26 protein-coding genes and 3 pseudogenes are annotated in these 20,624 nt (G+C 29.9%); 28 read left to right on the forward strand and 1 reads right to left on the reverse strand.

Features of this window, described 5'->3' with window-relative positions:
• Window positions 1–52 precede the first annotated feature (52 nt).
• The 9 genes and pseudogenes from P344_RS01905 (at window position 53) to rpmA (ending at window position 3,426) form a co-directional block, all read left to right on the forward strand.
• On the forward strand, window positions 53–427 hold the full coding sequence (locus P344_RS01905) for a hypothetical protein (protein ID WP_025317204.1): 375 nt from the start codon (window positions 53–55) through the stop codon (window positions 425–427).
• A gap of 274 nt (window positions 428–701) precedes the next feature.
• A complete protein-coding gene (locus tag P344_RS06620) occupies window positions 702–869 on the forward strand; it encodes a hypothetical protein (RefSeq protein ID WP_156028514.1) in 168 nt (55 codons plus the stop codon).
• 100 nt (window positions 870–969) lie between these two features.
• Window positions 970–1,284 (forward strand): hypothetical protein, encoded by a 315-nt coding sequence (locus P344_RS01910; RefSeq protein ID WP_025317205.1) that lies wholly within the window; start codon window positions 970–972, stop codon window positions 1,282–1,284.
• Window positions 1,256–1,498 (forward strand): hypothetical protein, encoded by a 243-nt coding sequence (locus P344_RS01915; RefSeq protein ID WP_025317206.1) that lies wholly within the window; start codon window positions 1,256–1,258, stop codon window positions 1,496–1,498. Before P344_RS01910 ends, P344_RS01915 begins: the two co-directional genes overlap by 29 nt.
• A gap of 125 nt (window positions 1,499–1,623) precedes the next feature.
• On the forward strand, window positions 1,624–1,752 hold the full coding sequence (locus tag P344_RS07800) for a hypothetical protein (protein ID WP_269078607.1): 129 nt from the start codon (window positions 1,624–1,626) through the stop codon (window positions 1,750–1,752).
• A gap of 127 nt (window positions 1,753–1,879) precedes the next feature.
• Entirely contained in the window at window positions 1,880–2,059 is a 180-nt protein-coding gene (locus tag P344_RS01920; protein ID WP_025317207.1) for a hypothetical protein, read from the forward strand.
• A 147-nt stretch (window positions 2,060–2,206) separates the two neighbouring features.
• Window positions 2,207–2,497, forward strand: a pseudogene (gene rplU, locus P344_RS07375) (50S ribosomal protein L21); the annotation flags it as partial.
• 327 nt (window positions 2,498–2,824) lie between these two features.
• Complete coding sequence (locus P344_RS01930; protein ID WP_025317209.1) at window positions 2,825–3,136, forward strand: ribosomal-processing cysteine protease Prp; 312 nt, start codon at window positions 2,825–2,827, stop codon at window positions 3,134–3,136.
• A 5-nt stretch (window positions 3,137–3,141) separates the two neighbouring features.
• Window positions 3,142–3,426 carry a 50S ribosomal protein L27 gene (gene rpmA, locus P344_RS01935; protein WP_025317210.1) on the forward strand — a complete coding sequence of 95 codons (285 nt, stop codon included), beginning with the start codon at window positions 3,142–3,144 and terminating at the stop codon, window positions 3,424–3,426.
• Between the two features lie 47 nt (window positions 3,427–3,473).
• Here the strand turns inward: rpmA and P344_RS06625 are convergent, their stop codons facing one another.
• Window positions 3,474–3,623, reverse strand: coding sequence for a hypothetical protein (locus P344_RS06625; RefSeq protein ID WP_156028515.1), 150 nt, complete (start codon window positions 3,621–3,623; stop codon window positions 3,474–3,476).
• 583 nt (window positions 3,624–4,206) lie between these two features.
• Here P344_RS06625 and P344_RS01940 point away from each other — a divergent pair.
• The 19 genes and pseudogenes from P344_RS01940 (at window position 4,207) to P344_RS02015 (ending at window position 20,500) form a co-directional block, all read left to right on the forward strand.
• A complete protein-coding gene (locus tag P344_RS01940) occupies window positions 4,207–4,968 on the forward strand; it encodes a Pr6Pr family membrane protein (RefSeq protein WP_025317211.1) in 762 nt (253 codons plus the stop codon).
• Window positions 4,969–5,576: 608 nt separating this feature from the next.
• Window positions 5,577–6,020, forward strand: a complete 444-nt coding sequence (locus P344_RS05970; protein ID WP_025317213.1) for a hypothetical protein — start codon at window positions 5,577–5,579, stop codon at window positions 6,018–6,020.
• A gap of 333 nt (window positions 6,021–6,353) precedes the next feature.
• Window positions 6,354–7,637, forward strand: coding sequence for a DEAD/DEAH box helicase (locus P344_RS01950; RefSeq protein ID WP_025317214.1), 1,284 nt, complete (start codon window positions 6,354–6,356; stop codon window positions 7,635–7,637).
• Between the two features lie 338 nt (window positions 7,638–7,975).
• Window positions 7,976–8,080 (forward strand): lipoprotein, encoded by a 105-nt coding sequence (locus P344_RS06950; RefSeq protein WP_158500454.1) that lies wholly within the window; start codon window positions 7,976–7,978, stop codon window positions 8,078–8,080.
• A gap of 87 nt (window positions 8,081–8,167) precedes the next feature.
• On the forward strand, window positions 8,168–8,578 hold the full coding sequence (locus P344_RS01955; protein WP_025317215.1) for a hypothetical protein: 411 nt from the start codon (window positions 8,168–8,170) through the stop codon (window positions 8,576–8,578).
• 58 nt (window positions 8,579–8,636) lie between these two features.
• Complete coding sequence (locus tag P344_RS01960) at window positions 8,637–8,822, forward strand: hypothetical protein (RefSeq protein WP_025317216.1); 186 nt, start codon at window positions 8,637–8,639, stop codon at window positions 8,820–8,822.
• Window positions 8,823–8,899: 77 nt separating this feature from the next.
• Complete coding sequence (locus P344_RS01965; RefSeq protein WP_025317217.1) at window positions 8,900–9,160, forward strand: hypothetical protein; 261 nt, start codon at window positions 8,900–8,902, stop codon at window positions 9,158–9,160.
• Window positions 9,141–9,317, forward strand: coding sequence for a hypothetical protein (locus tag P344_RS06630; protein ID WP_156028677.1), 177 nt, complete (start codon window positions 9,141–9,143; stop codon window positions 9,315–9,317). The genes P344_RS01965 and P344_RS06630 overlap by 20 nt, the downstream gene beginning before the upstream one ends.
• Window positions 9,318–9,321: 4 nt before the next feature.
• Window positions 9,322–9,447 (forward strand): hypothetical protein, encoded by a 126-nt coding sequence (locus P344_RS07805; RefSeq protein WP_269078608.1) that lies wholly within the window; start codon window positions 9,322–9,324, stop codon window positions 9,445–9,447.
• 254 nt (window positions 9,448–9,701) lie between these two features.
• Window positions 9,702–10,169 (forward strand): AEC family transporter, encoded by a 468-nt coding sequence (locus tag P344_RS07380; protein ID WP_051413763.1) that lies wholly within the window; start codon window positions 9,702–9,704, stop codon window positions 10,167–10,169.
• A gap of 488 nt (window positions 10,170–10,657) precedes the next feature.
• On the forward strand, window positions 10,658–11,200 hold the full coding sequence (locus tag P344_RS01975; RefSeq protein ID WP_025317218.1) for a lipoprotein: 543 nt from the start codon (window positions 10,658–10,660) through the stop codon (window positions 11,198–11,200).
• 95 nt (window positions 11,201–11,295) lie between these two features.
• Entirely contained in the window at window positions 11,296–11,475 is a 180-nt protein-coding gene (locus P344_RS01980; protein ID WP_156028517.1) for a hypothetical protein, read from the forward strand.
• A 327-nt stretch (window positions 11,476–11,802) separates the two neighbouring features.
• A complete protein-coding gene (locus P344_RS01985; RefSeq protein ID WP_025317220.1) occupies window positions 11,803–14,445 on the forward strand; it encodes a valine--tRNA ligase in 2,643 nt (880 codons plus the stop codon).
• A 1-nt stretch (window position 14,446) separates the two neighbouring features.
• A pseudogene (gene trmFO / locus P344_RS08060) lies at window positions 14,447–15,765 on the forward strand (methylenetetrahydrofolate--tRNA-(uracil(54)-C(5))-methyltransferase (FADH(2)-oxidizing) TrmFO).
• Window positions 15,766–15,878: 113 nt separating this feature from the next.
• Window positions 15,879–17,297: an NADP-dependent glyceraldehyde-3-phosphate dehydrogenase gene (locus P344_RS01995; protein WP_025317223.1), complete on the forward strand. Its 1,419-nt coding sequence runs from the start codon at window positions 15,879–15,881 to the stop codon at window positions 17,295–17,297.
• Between the two features lie 51 nt (window positions 17,298–17,348).
• Window positions 17,349–17,732 (forward strand): annotated as a pseudogene (locus tag P344_RS02000) (Rid family detoxifying hydrolase).
• A 242-nt stretch (window positions 17,733–17,974) separates the two neighbouring features.
• Entirely contained in the window at window positions 17,975–18,310 is a 336-nt protein-coding gene (locus P344_RS02005) for a hypothetical protein (RefSeq protein WP_025317224.1), read from the forward strand.
• Window positions 18,311–18,352: 42 nt separating this feature from the next.
• Window positions 18,353–18,799 carry a peroxiredoxin gene (locus P344_RS02010; protein ID WP_025317225.1) on the forward strand — a complete coding sequence of 149 codons (447 nt, stop codon included), beginning with the start codon at window positions 18,353–18,355 and terminating at the stop codon, window positions 18,797–18,799.
• Between the two features lie 93 nt (window positions 18,800–18,892).
• On the forward strand, window positions 18,893–20,500 hold the full coding sequence (locus P344_RS02015; protein WP_025317226.1) for an MATE family efflux transporter: 1,608 nt from the start codon (window positions 18,893–18,895) through the stop codon (window positions 20,498–20,500).
• Window positions 20,501–20,624: the final 124 nt, after the last annotated feature.

Consider the following 20,624-nt stretch of genomic DNA (forward strand, 5'->3'; position numbering starts at 1 on the left):
ATAATGAAACAGTTTTACTATTAATGCTTATGTTGACTGATTGCAATGAGATTTGGCGAAGACCCAACAAACCTTAGCAACAATTACTACTAAAATTGATAAAACATTATTACAAGATGATAATACTTTAGTGAATCTAATGAATTACCTAAACAATTATTATCCAACAATTACTTCTGGTATTAAAGTACCCTTTAAAATTAAACCTGAGGTAACCCAATATGGGCGAATATTAGAAGGAATTTATGATTGGGATAAATCAGTTCAGGATTATTTAACTGGTTGAAAAGAATCATATTGATCATTAAATATTCCCACTAATCCATTCTGTGCTGATCAACCAAATAATTATTGTACAAGAGGAATTAATGGTTTAGAATTGCAGCAAAATGATACATTTGATTTGTATTTTGTCTGTCTAGCTTAAAAAAGCATTTATAAAATGCTTTTTTTAAATATGAAATTTTAACTGAATTTTTAATTTTATCTTTAAACTTTAATAAATTTATCTTATTAAAAAAAGTTTATTTTCATAAAAATGAAAACTATTGCTTTTTTTAATAAAGTTATGTGAGACTAGTAGAACTGTGAATTGATATAAGGTGACTAATCTCAAAAAGGGTATGTAAAAACATTGAGGGTAAAACAAATATTTTTTAGTTTTGTAATTTTGAAAACTAAAATAGGAAGGAAACATATAGATGAGGAAATTATTTTTATTTTTGGGGGCAATTTGTTTGGGTTCTTCAGTAACTACTAATATTATAGCTTGTAAAGGTTCACAACATCATAGTTCAGAAGAACAGCAAGTTAATTTTGAAGAACTTTTAGTAAAATTACAGAAACAAGTTGTAAATTCTTTTAAATAGTAGTAATTTTAACCAAAATATTACTGAAATTATTGATAAAGGGCAAACTAGTGATCAGGAAAAATACCCTAATAAAGTTAGAGAATCTTCAGCCGATAAAATGTTTAGTATTTTCCCTGATTTAAAAGTCCAAAAAACAGGAGATGCTTTAGTTTATTGGTTTTGAACAATTATAGGATTAAAAAATAACCCTGGTGATTTAAGTGATATTATTGATACGATTACGAATCCTGGGCATTTTGAAGATAATGTTTCGGATGTTATTAAAGATTTACCAGAAGATCAAAAAAATGAAGTTGTTGATAATTTAATTGGTCCGGTAATTGATAAGATTAAAGAAGAAACTGATAAATTAGCAGTTGCCACAATTAACTGAAGTAATATTAATGGGGAAGTTAGCAAATGAAAAAAATAGTAACCCGAGGAAAAAATTTAGTGGAACTGCAGTGCAAGAAATAATGAATGATACTTCAAAAACTTATGTTTATTTCCCTGGTTTAAAATCATCAGTCGAAGCTAATACCAATGATTTAACCCCAACCATTACTGATGGTAATAAATTATATAATATGTTAAAAAACCTTTATACCTTGGGAAAAATTGCCCCCCCCGGGGAGCGGAACAATTAAAAACATTTAATGCTATTATTGGAAAATATGTTTTAGGAATGACAATTGTTAATCCTGGGAATTAAGATCCTAATTATCAAAATTATGTCCAATTTAGTCAGTGGTTTTAAAAGGAGATTTTTTAAATGGTTAATAATGTAAATAATTCTCAACAACAAATAAGAAGTAATAATGCTCCGGTTTCCGTAGCGCCAATAATAAGAAACCAACCAATGATGGGTTGTTTTAAAAGTGGTATCATTATTTCGTATTAGCATCTTTTATTCTTGTTTTTTTCTTAATGTTTCGTTTAGTTGGTATTGTGTTGAATATTTTAGATAAAACAATGAATATTAATTAAAATTTAAAAACAGTTTTTTAGCAGCTAGTATCTGTTATTTAGTGATTGTTATTATTGAAATTCCGGTGGTTATTTTAAATGAGCGTTTTCTAAATGGGAAAGATCTTCATAAATATTTAATTGCTATTATTGATATTTTATTTGTGGGGAATGTTGGCGGGATAGTTATTTTATTTGGTAATTATAATAATAATCAAAATAATACCCAACAAACTCGTTAGAATTTATTATTTTTATTGAATTTAATATTTTTTTAGATATAATTAACTATGGTTGTTTCAGTTTCAACCGCTCTTTGACTTTTAAGTACCAAAAGGATATGAAACACTTATCTACTTACTAGGCGAGTATAAACTGGAGGTGTAAAAATGTTTGCAATTATCAAAACTGGTGGAAAACAGATTAAAGTTTCACAAGGTGATGAAATTTTTGTTGAAATGTTAGAAGGAAATGAAGGCGACAATGTTAACTTTAATGAAGTTCTAATGATTGATGGCAAAGTAGGAACTCCTTTCTTAAAAGGAGCTAGTGTCACAGGAACTATTTTAAAACAAGGAAAACAAAAGAAAATCATTGTTTTTAAATATAAACCTAAGAAAAATAAACATACAAAAGCTGGTCATCGTCAACCTTATACAAAAATTAAAATTGAAGATATTGCTTTAGCAAGAACTGCAAAAAAAGAAGCTAATACAAGTGCTGGAAAATCAGAAACGACATTCCAAGTAAAGCCAGAAGCTAAACCAGCAGTGACAGCAGAAGTCAAAGAAAGTGCTCTGAAAGCAGCACCAGCTAGTTCAGCAGCAAAACCAGAAACAGCTGTGCCAAAAGCAGGAAGTACTACAAAAACTGCTTCAACAGCAAAAGCAACTTCGACAAAAACTAGCACTGCTAAATCAACAACAGCAAAAGCAACTTCGACAACAAAAACATCAACATTAAAAGCAGCACCAGCGAAAAAAACAGATGAATCTGCTAAATAATTTATGATTAAAATAAATTTTTATAAAACTGAAAACATAATAAGTAAAGTTGAAATATTTGGTCATGCCAATGCTGGTGAGGTTGAAAAAGACTTAGTTTGTGCCGCAATCACTGGGATTGCTAGTGGTGGTTTAAACGCTATTGACCAACTTGAAAATGATACATGTGACTTTACCATTAACGAAGGGTTAATAATTATTAAGGTTGTTAAAAATATTCATAATTTACAAGTTATTTTAAATACCTTATATTATCAATTATTAACAATTTATCAACAGTATCAAAACTATATTAGTTTTAAGGAGGTGTCATAGTAATGATGAAATTCTTATTAGGATTACAATTATTTGCTTCGAAAAAAGGAGTTGGGTCGACTAAAAATGGTCGTGATTCACACTCAAAAAGATTAGGAGCAAAAAAAGCTGATGGTCAAACAACAAGATCGGGATCAATCATTTATCGTCAACGTGGAACTAAAATTCATCCCGGAGTTAATGTTTGTCGCGGTGGTGATGATACTTTATTTGCATTAATTGACGGAACTGTTAAATATGAACGCTTTGGGAAAAATAAAACTAAAGTTTCAGTATATGACCAAAGATAAGTAAATAAAACAAATAAAAAATAAGGATAATTCAATCCTTATTTTTTTTATCTCGTTTCAGAATCTGAATTAGTTTCTTGAGAGGCTTTATCAAGTAAACTATTAAGTTTTGCCTCGTTTTCTTGTTTTAAAATTGCAAGTTTTTCTTGTTTAGCTACTTTTTCATTGCGTTTTTGCTGAAAAAGTTTATCAATCATAGCAATTAAATTCTGAATAATCTTTTTAATTGTTGTTTGTCGTTGTTAAGCATTTAGTTCTGGATCATGTATTACTTTCTCCAATTCCGCATCACTTTTTTTTAATTTCTGCTTCAATCTCTTAATTGACCGTTTTTAACTGCTCATTAATTTGGTAAAATAAAATTTCTTGGATATTATTAAAAACTTCTTTAATTTAAAAATCTTTTTCCTCCTCATTTAAACTTGAATCATTTAATATATTACTAATTTCAATATTACTGGTTTCTAAAATTTCTTGTTTTATATCTTCACTTAACATGTTATCTTCTTATTTCTATTAAAAAAAGCCACGAGTAAAAAAATAAATTTATTACTGATGGCATTTTACATACTCTTTATTAAATTAAAATTTACAAGTTTGTGAATAATTATTTGTGTGACCTAATTTAATTATAACAAAACCCTGCCATAGTTATTGAAGAAAATGATGACTTTTTAACTAGATTTTGATAATTTTTGAATATTTTTAATAACTATTATTATTTTTTTATATTTGTTATAATACCTTTATGATAAAAACAATGAAAGGATTTGATAGTTAGTGTTTTACCAAAAGGAGACCTGAAAAGACTGACATGTTTATTATAAATTATTCTTTGGTGGCTTAATTGGTGCTGTTTGTTTATACGGGTGAATTAGTCCATTAGTTAATGGTATTACAGTTCCCTCAAATACTGCTTGAAGTGATGAAGCTTCTCAGAATTTTATGAAAGATAAGGGTGATTTTACTTTTAATTATTTCAGTTTTTTCACCATTCAAACTAACATTCTAGTATGGGTTTGGTTATTAGCCGCAGGTTTATTTCCAAAATATGAGGGAAAAAACAAATGGTTAGGTTATAACATGACCTTAGCAATTACCGTTTATATTTCAATTACGTTTTTAATTTATAACGCAATGTTATTACCATCTGGGCAACCTACTAATGCGGTGGGGTGGTTCTTAACTGTTATTGAACATATGGTTTGTCCAATTGCAATGATTGTCTATTTCTTATTTATGATGCCGAAGAATGAAATTACTCCGAATTGTCAGTATTGAAATAAACAAGTATGAAAATTATATTTTTACCCAATTTTATGAGGAATCTTTAACATGATTAGGGGAGAATTCCGTTGACAAGCCGGGAAAGCATATCCTTATCAATATTTCTTCTTAAACGTTCATAAACCATTTGCTGGATTACCAGGTGCGGTATGGTTTGTCATTACCATCATTATTATTGCTGGTTTAGTTTTTGGATTAGCAACATTATATAACACAATTTGTTATAAATTAGGACAGGTAAAACCTAAAAAATAATATAAAAAACCTCTTAGCAAGGTTTTTTTAATTTTTAATAAATTACACCCTAAATTAGCTATTAACAAAGCGTTGCCTTTATAGAATAAATAAAATTATTTACCCTTTACACTTATTCTAAAAAAAGTCAATGGTTTTATAAAAAAATATTCCATTACATAATTTAACCAGTTTTTCTTAAATTAATATGATAAAATATAACTAAGTTACAGTGGTTGTTTATTATTCAACATTTTTTATTCTGGTTAGCATTGTCGCTAATTTTAAACTTAAATTATAATTTTATGTTATTTACCGCTAATATTAATTGAAAAAATATTGGTATTTTAGTTGCAATAAGTGCAAGTTTCTATGCAACTATCTTTTTTATTCCTGCCTCATGGATTACAGGACTTTTAAACCGCCGATTTTGGTTTTGGTTATCATATCTTAGTATTATAATAGGAATAATTGTGGCGTTAAGTGTTCTTCACCAGCAAGTAACTTTTATTATTTGTGCATTATTATTTGGAATTGCTATTGCATCAAATTCAATCTAATACCTATGTTTTAATGAAGTTTATTTATACCGTAGTAATTCCTTTTTAACCTTTTCGTTATTATTTCCGATGGTGATTATTGCTAATTTTAGTGGTGATAATTTATTAAATTTTGTGAAAAGTATTGCCCTAAATCCAGTCCTAGATTATTATCTTGTGTTTAGTTTAATGTTAATTTTTACGATTGTTTCTTTTGGGTTATGTTTTAACTTAAAAGAACAAAAAGCATACCAGGATGCTTTTAATGTTGGACCCTTAAAATTAGCCAAAAATTTTTCATGATGAAAGGTGGTCGGAATTTTAGTAATTTTATTTTTTGTGGGATTAATTTGGGAATTTTACCAGTGTGATTTTTACAATTTCTTATTAGCCCAACAAACTTGGAAAACCTATCATGACCTTAAGTTGATTGGAATTTACCAGTGGTGCAAGATGGTAGTTTTAATCTTAATAATCTTTATTTGATGGTGATGATCATCTTGATGGTTTGTCTGGCTATCGCATTATTATTAGTGCTTTTTGTATTCTTTGCCATTAAACATTTGAGTGGTGAGTATTTTAGCCGGGAAAACCATAACTTTGATTGTCGAGTTTTAGCGGGAGAAATTAAACCTTCGGACCATCTTCCGGGGTGACATTAAGCCAATGAATAAAACCCTGATCATTAAATTAAAAAAATTAACTTTTTTTCGCTTTTTGGGAATTAGTGATATAATATAGTAAGTTGTTAAATAATTTACATTAGTTTCATTTACATATAATTCTAAATGTATATAGCTAGCGATTGGGCAAGATTTCCATAGCAATTTTATTATTTTGACAGCTATATCAATAAAGGAGAACGAAATGAATTTTAATAAATTAAATTTAAAACAAGAATTGCATCGCGCAATTTTAAAAACGGGTTATGTGAAAGCTACGGAAATTCAACAAAAAGCAATTCCAGTTGCCATTGATAATTATGACATTATTGGAAAATCACATACCGGAACTGGCAAAACAGCAGCGTTTGTTTTACCAATCTTACATAATTTAGATGTTAACTTAAAAAAACCACAAGCAATAATATTATGTCCAACCCGCGAATTAGCAACCCAAGTGCTAGATCAGGTTCGTAAATACGCGTTATTTTTACACGGCGTAAATGCTACATTATTATGTGGAGGATCACAAATAAAAAGTCAAATTTATGCTTTAAAAAAAGCAAATGTGGTGGTTGGAACACCAGGGCGGATTGCAGATCATCTTCATCGTCACACTTTACGCTTAAATAATATCAAAACAATTGTTCTAGATGAAGCCGATGAAATGCTAAAAATGGGCTTTAAAAAAGATATTGATTTAGTTTTTAATAATGCCCCTCAAAATTACCAAACCTTATTATTTTCAGCAACAATGTCAAAACCAGTGCTGGAAATTACTAATACTTATCAAAAAAATCCGGTTAGTATTACTATCCAGAAAAATGCTGATGAACAAAATAACATTGATCAGTACTATATTAACACTTATGGGTTAAACAAAGAAGAAGTGTTAATTAAGTTATATCAAGATTTAAAACCAAAATTAAGTATTATCTTTTCCAATACTAAAATGTATACTGAAAAAATTGCAAAATTATTAACTAATAATGGGATTAAATCACGGGTTATTAATGGTGATAAAAAACAAGTTGATCGTTACCGTTCAATGCAAGCTTTTCGGAACCATGAAGTTAGGGTGTTAATTGCGACAGATGTTGCCGCCCGGGGGATTGATGTTGATGGTATTGATTATGTTTTTAACTATGATTTACCCGTTGAACTAGAAAGTTATACCCACCGGATTGGGCGAACTGCTAGAGCGGGAGCCAAAGGAACAGCAATTACTTTTATTAATTCGCGTAATAGTCTTAATGAATTACGCAAAATTGAACAATATCAAAAGAAACAAATTAACCCATATGATATTAGTAGTTATAATTTCACAAAAGATTATGCAAAAGCACCTACTAACGCTCCTCTAAAATTTAAAAAAACGTTTGGTAGTAAAAATAACCGTTCATGAAATAAACCAGCAAAATATAAAAAAGAATGAACTAACCACCATCAAGAATATCAATTTAATCGTAGTTTTAAAAAAACTAAATAATTATTAGTAAAACTTCTTATTTATAAGAAGTTTTTAAAATTTTCATAATTATGAAAAAAATAATAATTATATAAATTACTAAAATTGAAACTCTATATTTATTGGATAGTTTTTAAGATGGTAAAATGTTTTTTTTTTTTTTGCAATAATGAAATCTATTGTTTTTACCAGACCTTTTACTTAACATTAATTCTAGGAAAGAAAGATATAAGTATAATAAATAGTTGCGATAAACAAAATAAGTCTTATGAAAGACTCATTTATGCTTATCAAAATATCAATTTCCAATTATTTATAGAGGTTAAGAAATTAAAATAGAATTAAGAAAGGTATTTTACATGAAGAAATTATTAGTTATTTTAACAGCTGTTGGTTTAACAGCAACGAGGATAAGTAGCATTGTAGCATATAATAAAAGTGACAGCTCGGATATAACTGATTAAAGTAGATATTAAAGATGTTACAGTTAGTGTTGCTGAACAACTTGTAGCAGATAGTAAAAAAAATTACAGATAAAGAAGCTGGCTGCTATGAAAGCAATTAAAGCAACTGTTCAAGAAACTCTTGCTAAAGTTGCTTCAGAAGTAACAGATGCAGATTATACAATTGCTGGAATTGAAGAAATTAAAAAAGATGCGGATGTGTCAAAACCTGTTACTTTAACAGTTAAAGCAAATGCTGATTCGACAAAAATTACTGGCGATTCAAAATCATTTGCTGTTACTTTCAAATCAGATCAAGAAGTAGTTACTGCTATTAAAACTGCAATTGATAGTTTACAAGGTGATGATTTAAAAGTTTCACCAATTGTTAATACCGAAAATGCGGCAAAAAATGCTGTTGAAAAAGTAATTGATGGAAAAATAAAATTAAACACGGAAGGAAAAAATCAAATTAAATGTTGATTGTTCAACATTAATAACAGGTGATGAATTAACTAAAGCATTATTATTTTAATAAATTATTGGTGGGTAATATAAATAGTAGGAAGGCAAGAGAATGAAAAAACAAAAAGAAGTTAGCAAGATTGATTTTAATATCTCCACATTAGGAGCGACGATTGGTTTGGAAAACGTATGAGGATTTCCTACCTTATTAAAACAAGATGGGTGATTATCATTTTTAGTATTATATATTTTTGCGTTAATAGTAATGTTCGGTACCCTTATTAATTTTTGAGTTTAATTTAGGGAATTTAAGACGGAAATCAGCAATTAGAAGCAATTAGAATATTTAATGAGAAGGGAATCCCTCTCCCACGGTTGGGGGGGTTATGGGGTGATTTCAAGCGGGTTTTATGTTTATTGTTGTCAAATTATTATAATGTTTTAATTGGTTATGTATTAATTTCATTAGTTCTTGAATTCACTAATGTGCATATTTACAAAAAGTTACAAATTATTATTGATAATAATGCTACTTCATGAATTAAAATTAACAAGAGTTATCGGATTGTTTTTTCTTATCTAGTGCCAGCCCTAATTTTTGTTAATATTATTTTTTATGCTTTATACTTTTGTTAGCCAAGGGTTAGATAAGGCATGATGGTTAAGTGTTTTAGCAGTCTTACTAGGAGTAATTATTCCGGCACTCTTTAGTTGGTTATCAATTACCAAATTAAAAAAATTTCAAATTAAACCAGCAGCGCTTAACAGAAGAGCATCACCACAGGAGGGATAACGCCATGGGTCATAATGAAATTATTACATTAGTTATTATTATTATTATTATTTTATTTGTTATTTTATTTAGTAGTTTTGTTTTTCATTTATCGTTATTGGTTGGCAACCAAGAAACACCACGAAACTAGTGATGAAAGTGATAAAAAGAAAACATAAGGAATTTTTATTGCTATAATAGAGTAAGCAATAAAAAAGGAGACGCGGATTATTTTTTATTCAGTTGGTAGTGAATTATTGATACTCTCCAAGCATGGGGTTTTTGAAGTGCCATTTTGGCGACTATTTTTGTGATCTTTCTCGGGTGAATTTTAACTAAAAAACAAAAGTTTAAACCAACCTGGGATGTTGTTTTTATTAAAGTTTTAGTCACCCTTGGTTTACCATGTGCTTAGTATTTGCTGGGTTTATATCTGATACGAGTGTTGAACAATTTAAAACAGAGTGTGCCGTATTATTAACTGGATTTTTATTTTATTTAATTATGTTAGTAATTGCGCGCTATTTTTATTTACAATATTATAAAGATGCCCAAGATGCCTTAGGAATGAGCATGACGTTTGCTGCTACTTCGTTCTTTGGGACTCCAATTGTAACTGCTTTATTTCCCGGCAGTGAAAGTAAAATTGCCTCCAATATTTTTAATGTTCCATACCACATCTTGTTATATTCCTTAGGGTTTATTATTATGAGAAAAGTTAACCATCCAGTTCACATTTCTGCTTACCAAACTGTTAAAGTAGTCAATAAATTTGTGTATGTTTGACAAATGTTAAAGTTAAATTACAAAAAAATATTTTTCAATCCAATTTTAATCGCCATGATTATTGGCTTTATTTTTTGAGTAACCTAATTAATTCCCGGAATTAATGTTGTTGCCGACCAGATGAAAAATAGTGCGGTAAAATATTCACTCTTTCGATTAGATAATACTTCCGTAATATATTTCGAAAAACCCTCACGATTAACAATGGGGTTAATATTATTGTCATAATGCTAGCTGTGCCCCCATCCTCAGTAATTGTTGCTTATTCGATTAATTTTAATAAAGAAACATTATTAACAAGTAATCTTACTTTAGTATCAACACTAATTTCAATTAAATAACTTGCCATTTTGAATTATTATTACCACTGCCCTGGGAGCTACTAGTTTGTTCAGTTAAAACAATGGTTACCAATTAATTGGTAACTATTGTTTTGTTTAAAATTAAGAATTTCAGATGGTTGACATTGTTGGAGACTAATTAATATAATATTCTTGGAAAGAAAGCCATAAATTATGAAAAAACGAACAGTACAATTAAAATTCCTTTCTATTCCACAATAAAGGAGAAGACCTATGAAAAAAATTTTAGCAATTCTAGGAGCTGTTGGTTTAACAGCAACCGGTACTTCCACAGTGGTGGCTTGTAATAAGCCCGAAAATCCAAAACCTCCTGTTTTGGGTGGTTTAACAGCTAGTGATTTTAGCCAGGTGTTATTAAATGTTGATAGTAAAGAAAAACTAAACACGACGGTTGTTAAAGTTATTGCAACAAAAGCGGAGAGTGCTTATCAAAAAGTAATTAATGATAACCTTGATTTATTTGGTAATGCTTTTATGATTACTTATAAAGGTTGAGATGGAACAAGTAGTTTAAAAAATGGTGATACTATCCATTTAACAATTAGCAAAGCAAATGATGATCAAATTCGCGAGTTTTATAAAGAACAGCATAGTGATTTTATTAGTCCCGAACAATTAGCATTAGCGCGAAAAATGCAAGGTTATTTATCCGGCACAAAATTTGATGGGGATGTTCTAATTTCTGATCAAAATTTCCGGAAAAATATTAGTAATATTACTTTTAATCAACCAATCACCGTTACTGGAAGTTTGTAACTCCAAATCAGGTTAGCAAAGCTGATGTAACAAGTTCAGTTAATGAGGCGGTTCAAAATTTAATTGATAAGATTGTGACAGGAATTAAATTAGATGTGGACTATCATATCGCAATAACTTTAGATGATAGAACTGCGCTTCCTGACACAGTTGATTTAAGTACTGCTAATCTTAACATTAAAATTACAGTGACATCAATTTCAACTTCAACATTAATAACATGTGATGCTAATAATAAACCATCGCAATTAGCGCAAATTACAACAAATGTCTAATTAACTTAGACATTTTTTAATCAAGATATTAACACTGATAATTTCAGGTCTTTAACTTGTATTTTTAACTTTTTAAATTATAATAAAGGATATAAATATAAGAGGAGTAGTTAATAATAATATTTTAGAGAGTTAATCACATGGTGCAAGATTAATATATTATGTTAATAAAGGTTGCTTATAAGATAAAATTAAATATCTTAATTAAGATAATAAATAATATTAATTATTTATTAAAGTCAGGATGGTACCGTAATTAAATTAATTGCTCCTATTATAGTTTGATATAATAGGAGTTTTTATTGCAACAGAAGGACAGGATTTACAATGAAAGAATTATTTGATAAAAAATATCAACCCCAAATCGTGGAAAAGGATAAGTATGAATTTTGAAAAACAAATGGTTATTTTACCAGTGATGTTAATTCACCAAAACCACCATTTACGATTGTAATTCCTCCGCCAAATGTTACTGGTAAGTTACATTTAGGGCATGCCTGGGATACAACTTTACAAGATTTAATTATTCGTTATAAAAAATTAAATGGGTATGATACTTTGTATTTACCAGGAATGGACCATGCGGGAATTGCGACCCAAAGTAAAGTTGAAGAGCGGTTACAAACAGTTAATAATATTTTACGCCATGATTTAGGTCGCGAAAAATTTATTGAACAAGTTTGAGATTGAAAAGAAGAATACGCCGAAATTATTCGTAGTCAATGGGCAAAATTAGGATTAGCGTTAGACTATCAAAAAGAACAGTTTACCTTAAATGATAATTTATCATTAGCAGTGCGCAAAGTTTTTAGTGAGTTATATAATAAAGGTTTAATTTACCGTGGTTATCGGATTATTCCGTGAGATCCCCATCAACAAACAGCGCTTTCAAATATTGAAGTTATTTATAAAGAAGTGGAAGGAAAGATGTATTATTTTAAATACTTCTTAGAAAACAGTACCACTGAATATTTAACGATTGCCACAACTCGTCCCGAAACAATGTTTGCAGACCAGTGCGTTATTGTTAATCCTCAGGATGAGCGTTATAAAAAATATTGAAATAAAAAAGTTGTGAATCCAGCTAATAATGAATTAATCCCAGTCATTTGTGATGATTATGTCGAAATGGACTTTGGAACTGGCGCTATGAAATGTACTCCGGCTCATGATCCTAATGACTATGAAATTGGCATTCGCCATCATTTAGCAATGCCAATTTGTATGAACTTAGATGGTACTATGAATAAACTAACAGGAAAATATCAAGGTCAGGATCGTTTTACAGCACGCAGTAATTTAGTAGCTGATTTAACTGCGCAAGGTTTAGTTGTTAAAATTGAAAATCATCACCACCAAGTTGGTTTTTCAGAACGCAGTGATACGATTGTTGAACCATATTTATCAAAACAATGATTTGTTAAAATGCAACCATTAGCAACGGCGGTTATTAATTTACAAAATAGTGCGGAGCGAGTTAATTTTTTCCCCGAACGGTTTAATCATACTTTGTTAACCTGAATGGAAAATATTCAAGATTGGTGTATTTCGCGCCAGCTATGATGAGGTCATCAAATTCCAGTGTGGTACCACAAAAACAATGAAACGAAAATTTATGTTGGTGTTAATCCACCCAGTGATTTAGAAAACTGAACCCAGGATGAAGATGTTTTAGATACCTGGTTTTCTTCCGCATTATGGCCTTTTACTACCTTAGGATGAAATTGGGATGAAAAATTATTCAACCGTTATTTCCCAACTAATGTCTTAGTAACTGGTTATGATATTATTTTCTTTTGAGTATCACGAATGATGTTTCAATCACTAGAATTTACTAATCAAAAACCATTTAATGATGTTTTAATTCATGGGTTAATTCGCGATGAACAAGGACGAAAAATGAGTAAATCATTAGGGAACGGCATTGATCCAATGGATGTGATTGACCAATACGGAGCTGATACTCTGCGCCATTTCTTAATGACCAATAGCGCCCCCGGTCAAGATTTACGTTATTCACAAGAAAAAATTAACGCTTCATGGAATTTTATTAATAAGTTATGAAATGCTTCACGCTATGTACTATTAAACTTACCAACTGCTTTTGTTCCGTGGTCAGATTTTACCAACGAGATTAATCAAATTATTAATCAGCACCAAGAAAATAATATTGATAGTTGAATTCTTGTTAATTTAACACAAACCTTACATCAGGTTAAAGAAAATATGGATAACTATGAGTTTGTATTAGCTGGCAAAGAATTATATGATTTTGTGTGAAATAAATATTGCTCATGGTATATTGAACTAGTAAAAGTTAATTTAAATAGTAATCATCAAGAAGTTAAAGAAATTACCTTGCAAACTTTATACTATGTTTTAAAACAAATTTTAATTATGTTGCATCCTTTCATTCCGTTTGTTAGTGAAGAGATTTACCAACATTTAGATTTACAACCATCAATTATGTTAGAAACATATCCCAATGTTAACTTTGATTATCCGGTTAATTTTTTGAACGATGTTATTATGATTATTCCTGCAATTCGTGAGTTACGTAATGAGCATAATATTAGTCGAAACCAAGAAATTAAAATTATTATTAATTCCCAAGCTGATTATTATGAACATTTAAAAACTTACCAACCAGCTATTAATGAATATTTAAAAAAATTAGTTAATACCGAAATCATTGATGTTACTTATCAACTACCAATGGGGGATTATATTTCCTTACCATTATCCCACTATACTTTAGAAGTTATCACGGCTGGTTTAATTGACCGCACTATAGAACAAGAAAAATTAAAACAAGAATTAGTTAAATTAGAGCAAGAACTTAAACGTAGTCGCAATATTTTAAATAATCAAAATTTCTTAGTCAAAGCATCTCCTGAAAAGGTTAAAGCCGAACAAGAAAAATATCAACAATATTTAAATCAATATGAACAAATCAAAGGAAAACTTTAAAATGATAGCCGTAAATATTATTGGCGCTGGGTTAGCTGGTTATGAAGCTGCCTACCAGTTAGCAACGCGGGGAGTTAAAGTTAAACTTTATGAAAGTAAGCGCATTAATAAAAATCCGGTTCAAAAATTAGATTATTTTGCCGAACTAAACTAGTATGTTCTAATTCGTTACAAAGTGATAATATCACCAACGGAGTAGTGTTATTAAAAGCGGAAATGGCAATGTTAGATTCCCTAGTTATCAAAGCGACCTATGCCAACCGGGTTCCCGCTGGGGGTGCCTTAGCTGTTGATCGTGAGGGTTTTTCGAAATATATTAGGTAAGCGTTAGCTAATCATCCTAACATTGAAATTATTGATAAGGAATATTGCCAGATTAATGGTAAAGAAATTACTTTAATTGCTTAAGGTTCACTAACAACTGATGTCCTGCAACCGCTCTTCGTGATTTCTTAGGCAAAGAATACTTTTACTTCTTTGATGCTGCCGCACCGATTATTGTCAAAGATAGTATTGATTTTAAGAAAGCATACTATAAATCTCGTTATGATTTGGGAGAAGGCAAGTATTATATTAATTGTCCGTTAACAAAAGCTGAATTTGTTAACTGGGTAAATGAACTTGTTAATTCCGAAGTTGTTCAATTGCATCACTTTGAAAAAGAAATTTATTTTGAAGGTTGTATGCCAATTGAAGTAATGGCTAAACGTATTCGTGAATCATTACTATTTAGTTCGCTGAAACCAGTCGGGTTATCAATACCAAATAGAGAACCCTTATGCGGTAGTCCAACTGTGCCAAGATAATGCAATTGATAGTTTATATAATATTGTTGGGTTCCAAACTAATTTAAAATTTCCCGAACAAAAAAGAATTATTCGCAATTAATTCCGGGTTTAGAAAACGCTGAAATTGTTCGCTATAGAGTTATATATAAAAATAATTTTATTAATTCACCAGTTTTATTACAACCAACATTACAATTAAAAACAAATCCCCACATTTTCTTTGCTGGGCAAATTACCGGGGTGGAAGGCTATGTTGAATCAGCCGCTATGGGTTTGGAGAGTGCCATTAATATTTTTTCGCTATATTATCCAGCAAGAACTGCTTGAATTTCCGCAAGAAATAATGATTGGTTCGTTAATTAATTATATTATCAATGCTAGTCCGGATAATTTTCAACCAATGAAAGCTAATTTTGGGATTATTCCTGATTTTGCTGACCAAAAATTTAAGTCAAAACTGGAAAAATATCAAGCCTATGGTTCACGATTGTTGACAGCTTTAGAAAACTTTATTAAAGAAAACAAAATTTAATTTTTCAACATTTATTATTTTCAAAATTGGCAAGGTGGTTTTCAAATAAAACTGCTAGTAATTTACTAAAAAAGTTATAGAATAAGATTATATAGAAAAGAGATGATAAATTTATGAATTGAACACTTGATGCTCTAATTGATGGAAAGTTAATCAACAATGGTGAATGATTAGAAATTATTTCACCAATTGATTTAAAACCGTGTGGAAAGGTACCAGCATTAAAAGCTAAAGAAATTGATTTAGCTTTTAAAAGTGCTCGTCAATACCAACGAGAATGGGCAAATTTAACCTTATTTGAACGAATTAAATATTTAAAAGACTGAAGTGCCTTATTACTTAAACATAAAGCAGAGTTAGCAAAAATTATGGCTTATGAAGTTGGGAAAAATATTAAAGATGGCGAAACTGAAGTTTTACGATCAGTTGAATATATTGAATATACGATTGAAGAAGCCAAAAGAATGCAACCAGAAGCATTAACAGGTGATGGGTGAAATATTAAAAACAAAATGGGAATCTTTACGAAAGTACCACGTGGTGTTATTTTAGCAATTTCCCCATATAATTATCCCGTTAACTTAAGTATTTCTAAAATTGCTCCTAGTTTAGTTGTTGGAAACACGGTTGTTTTTAAACCAGCAACCAATGGTAGTTTAGTGGGATTATACATGGCAAAATTAGCAATGGAAGCTAATTTTCCCCGTGGTGTTTTTAATGTGGTAACGGGAAGAGGTCACAATATTGGTGATTTATTAGTTAGTCATCATGAAATTAATTTAATTTCCTTTACGGGTTCAGTAGAAGTTGGGAACCATATTAAAAATATGGCCAAAGGTCGTGAATTAGTTTTAGAATTAGGGGGAAAAGACCCGGCTTTAGTATTAGCAGATGCCGATTTACATAAAACAGTTAAAGAAATTATTTTGGGGGCTTTTTCTTACTCAGGACAGCGCTGTACAGCCATTAAGAGGGTTTTAGTGGACGAAACAGTGGCTGATGAGTTAGTAAAACTATTAAAACCAGAAGTTGAAAAATTAACAATGGGTTCACCATTAGATAACCACACTATTATTCCCCTAATTGATTTAAATTCAGCTGATTTTGTGCAAGGATTAATTGATGATGCCTTAGCGCAAAATGCTAAATTAATTGTTGGTAATAAAAGGGATTGCAACTTAATGGCGGCGACTTTAATTGACCATGTTACAACTGATATGCGGTTAGCATGAGAAGAGCCTTTTGGCCCAGTGTTGCCAATTATTCGTTGTAAAACCGAAGAAGAAATGGTTAAAATTGCTAATAAATCAAATTTTGGCTTACAAGCAAGTATTTTTACAAGAAATATTAACAAAGCCTTTCATTTAGCTCATGAATTAGAAACCGGAACTGTTAATATTAATGGGAAATCACAACGGGGACCCGATTCCTTCCCATTCTTAGGAATTAAAGAATCGGGACAAGGGGTCCAAGGAATTAAAGAAACATTAAATTCAGTGACAAGAATTAAAGGTTTAGTAATTAATTACTAAACCTTTAATTGTATAATAATCTTATAAAGAGCACAGAAAGGAAATAAAAAAATGGCACATAAAGTAATTAATACTGATCAAGCACCAAGTGCAATTGGACCATATTCACAAGCAATCAAAGCCGGAGATTTTATTTATGTTTCGGGGCAATTACAATTAGTTTCTTCAACAATGGAATTTATTAGTAATGATATTGCTAACCAAACTAAACAATCATTATTAAACATTTAAGCAATCTTAGCAGCTGCAAATGCTACCTTAGAAGATGTTGTTAAAGTTAATATTTTCTTAAAAGATATGAATGATTTTACCAAAATGAATGAGGTCTATGGTCAATTTTTTAATACGAACAAATCAGCACGGGCAGCAGTTCAGGTTGGAAAATTGCCTAAAGATGCATTAGTTGAAATTGAAGCTGTGTCGTTTTGCGGTTAAAAATGGTTATTTAAATAACCATTTTTTTATTAAATGTGCAATTTATCTTTACAAATAATCCTTTTCACTTATAATATTTTTTATCCACTCTTTTAATTTAAGAACGGATTATTCATGAACACCAATCATATTCCAATTGGTAATTTGACAGTTACCACTAGATAATTTTTCTAATAATTGGAAATTTTTAGTTTCTTTTGTTAATTTATGATATATTAAAGACATAGAAGTAGGTGATTAATATGGAGCATAAGAATGAAAAAATGTCATTAAAAGAAGAAAAGATTGAACAATCATTAAATGAATTAATGGCAATAATTAAATCATTAGATCAAGATGTGAGTGATTTACAAGAACGTGCTAGTTTAAAAGTATATGCTGCTCAAGAGGATTATGAGGATATTAAATCAGAAATTGATAAAATTCAAGAAGAAATTAATAAACTAGAATACCAATTTGATCTGAGCGAAATTTCATTTTACTTGATCTTTCTAGATTTAAAATTATTATTTAACATATTAAAAAACAAACTGGAAGTAACAAAATACTTAATTCAAATTTTTAGTAGTCAAAAATAAGAAATTGTTATTTCTTATTTTTTTAATAAGGAGGTCATTACTATGGATTTAAAAACAACACCATTTTTATTTGAGGATAATCAACAGCATTTATTATCTGAGTTTCAAAAGGAAAAGGGCTATATTTTATATTTTTTCCCGAAAGCAGCAACACCGGGATGTATATTAGAAACAATTGCCTATAACAAACATTACCAAGAGTTTTTACAAAAAGGCTATAATGTGATTGGTATTTCGCGGGATAATCCCAAAAAACAACATCAATTTAAATGTGACCATACAGTTGCGTTTCCAATGCTATGTGATATTGATGAAAAGCTTTGCCAGCATTTTGATGTTATGAAACAAAAAAAGATGTTCAACAATGTTTTTATGGCAATTGAAAGAAGTACTTTTGTTGTTGACAATGATTTTAACATTCTCCAATCTTGACAAAAAGTAAAACCCGTTGGCCATATTGAAGATGTTTTAAAATTTCTTAATAAATAATTAGCAAAAACGTTGAAGTTGTGAAAAGTATGGTATAATTTTAACGTTATTTTGTTAAATGTTTAACATATTTCAAAAGAAGGTGGTAAGATTATGGATAGTAAATTAGGATTAACCAGACGTGAACAGAAGTTACGCTATACGAGACCTTGGGAAGCAATTTGGTATTTTTGTGGACCGATGGTGTTAATTATGGTTATTCAGGGGTTATATAATATTATTGATAAAAATATGGCGCAAAGTTTTACCCAGGATGATATTATGATTCGGTTTGGGATCACTGCTAAAAACGCTGATAATTTAGTAAATTTAACAACAGGTTATACAATGACTGCGTATTACACAATTTTTTCGTTCGCGATGTTATTTGGGGTTGGTTGTTCAATTGTTTTTTCAATGGAATATGGAAAACGAAATATTGCTGCGATGCGAAAAATTATGGGAAATATGATTGTTTTACAAATTATTACTTCAATTTTTATCAGTACCGTGGTGTTTTTCTTAATGAATGATAATTTTCATGCCTTATTAGTACGGGTGCAGATGAATAGTTCCTTGTCATCGGCAATTCAAGAGCACTATGTAACTTTAGCATGGGAATATTCGCGGATTTTTATCTTTTGTTCACCCTTGCTATTTTTATCATTTGCCTTACCAACCTTTTTACGTAACGAAGGAAAAGTTTTCATTGTTTTATTAATGCAAGTTTTATCAATTCCCGTGAACGTGTTATTTTCGTTTATTTTTGCTAAACTTTGTCACTTAGAAATGTCAGGAGTTATGATGGGAAGTATGATGGCATGAACTTTTAATATATGTTTTTCAACCACAATTATTATCTTTTCCAAAAATTCATATTGTAAATTTGGGTTTAAAGATATGAAACTATCATTCGTGGTTATTAAACGGGCAATGCCAATTGGAGTTGGAGTCTTTTTTATGAACTTTGCAAATGCCATCCAAATTTTAATTTCAACGATTTTAGTTGTCCATTTGCCCGGCCAAGATGATGTTTACTTTACTCTGAATGGCCAACGTGTTCAAGCAACCAGTGTCGGAATCTATATTTGTCAATTAGTTTATACTTCAATTTCGCCCTTTATGGTGATCTTTATTTCCGCGGGAATTGGATTATTCCAAGGAGCAACGGCCATCTGTGCTTATGCTTATGGGGCGAAAAAATACCAACGGATTGAGAAAATTCTCTTCCGGGTGGCATTCTTAGAATTAATTTGGTTCTTTATCGTCTTTATTATTATTTTAGCGTTTGCTGATCAAATGATGAAGTTATATGAGTTTCCCGCCGAATTAGTTGGCAAATACCGCTGGTATGCTGTTTTAAACTTCTCAACATATCTGTTTGCCGCTGCAACTTATACAGCAATGACTTTATACTCATCAATTGGGTGCCCTGTTCAAACAATGATTTCTTCAATGTTGCGATCATTACTAGTAATTGTGCCCTTATCATTAATTGGATTTGGGGTAAGTAATGCTACAGGTAATAATATTGATTACTTTGTTTTCACCGGATTAAATGACTTAGTCTGTGCGTTAATTTTAGTTCCAATGCTTTATACAACATGGCACAAAAATAAAACTAAGTTAATTGATTATCCTGATGATTTTGTCCAACAAGCCAAGGACAATGCTGTTGAAAATGAAGAACAAAATATTATTATTCATAATGATTCTAAATAATGCTTTAAAACCTTTATCTAAAAGGTTTTTTATTTATATTTTGGTTTTTTAAAAAAAATAAAAATATAATAGTATATACTTAAATAAAAAATGATGCAAGATTATAAATTAAAAAAATCAATTT

Source organism: Spiroplasma mirum ATCC 29335 (assembly GCF_000565195.1).
Classification (GTDB): domain Bacteria; phylum Bacillota_I; class Bacilli_A; order Mycoplasmatales; family Mycoplasmataceae; genus Spiroplasma; species Spiroplasma mirum.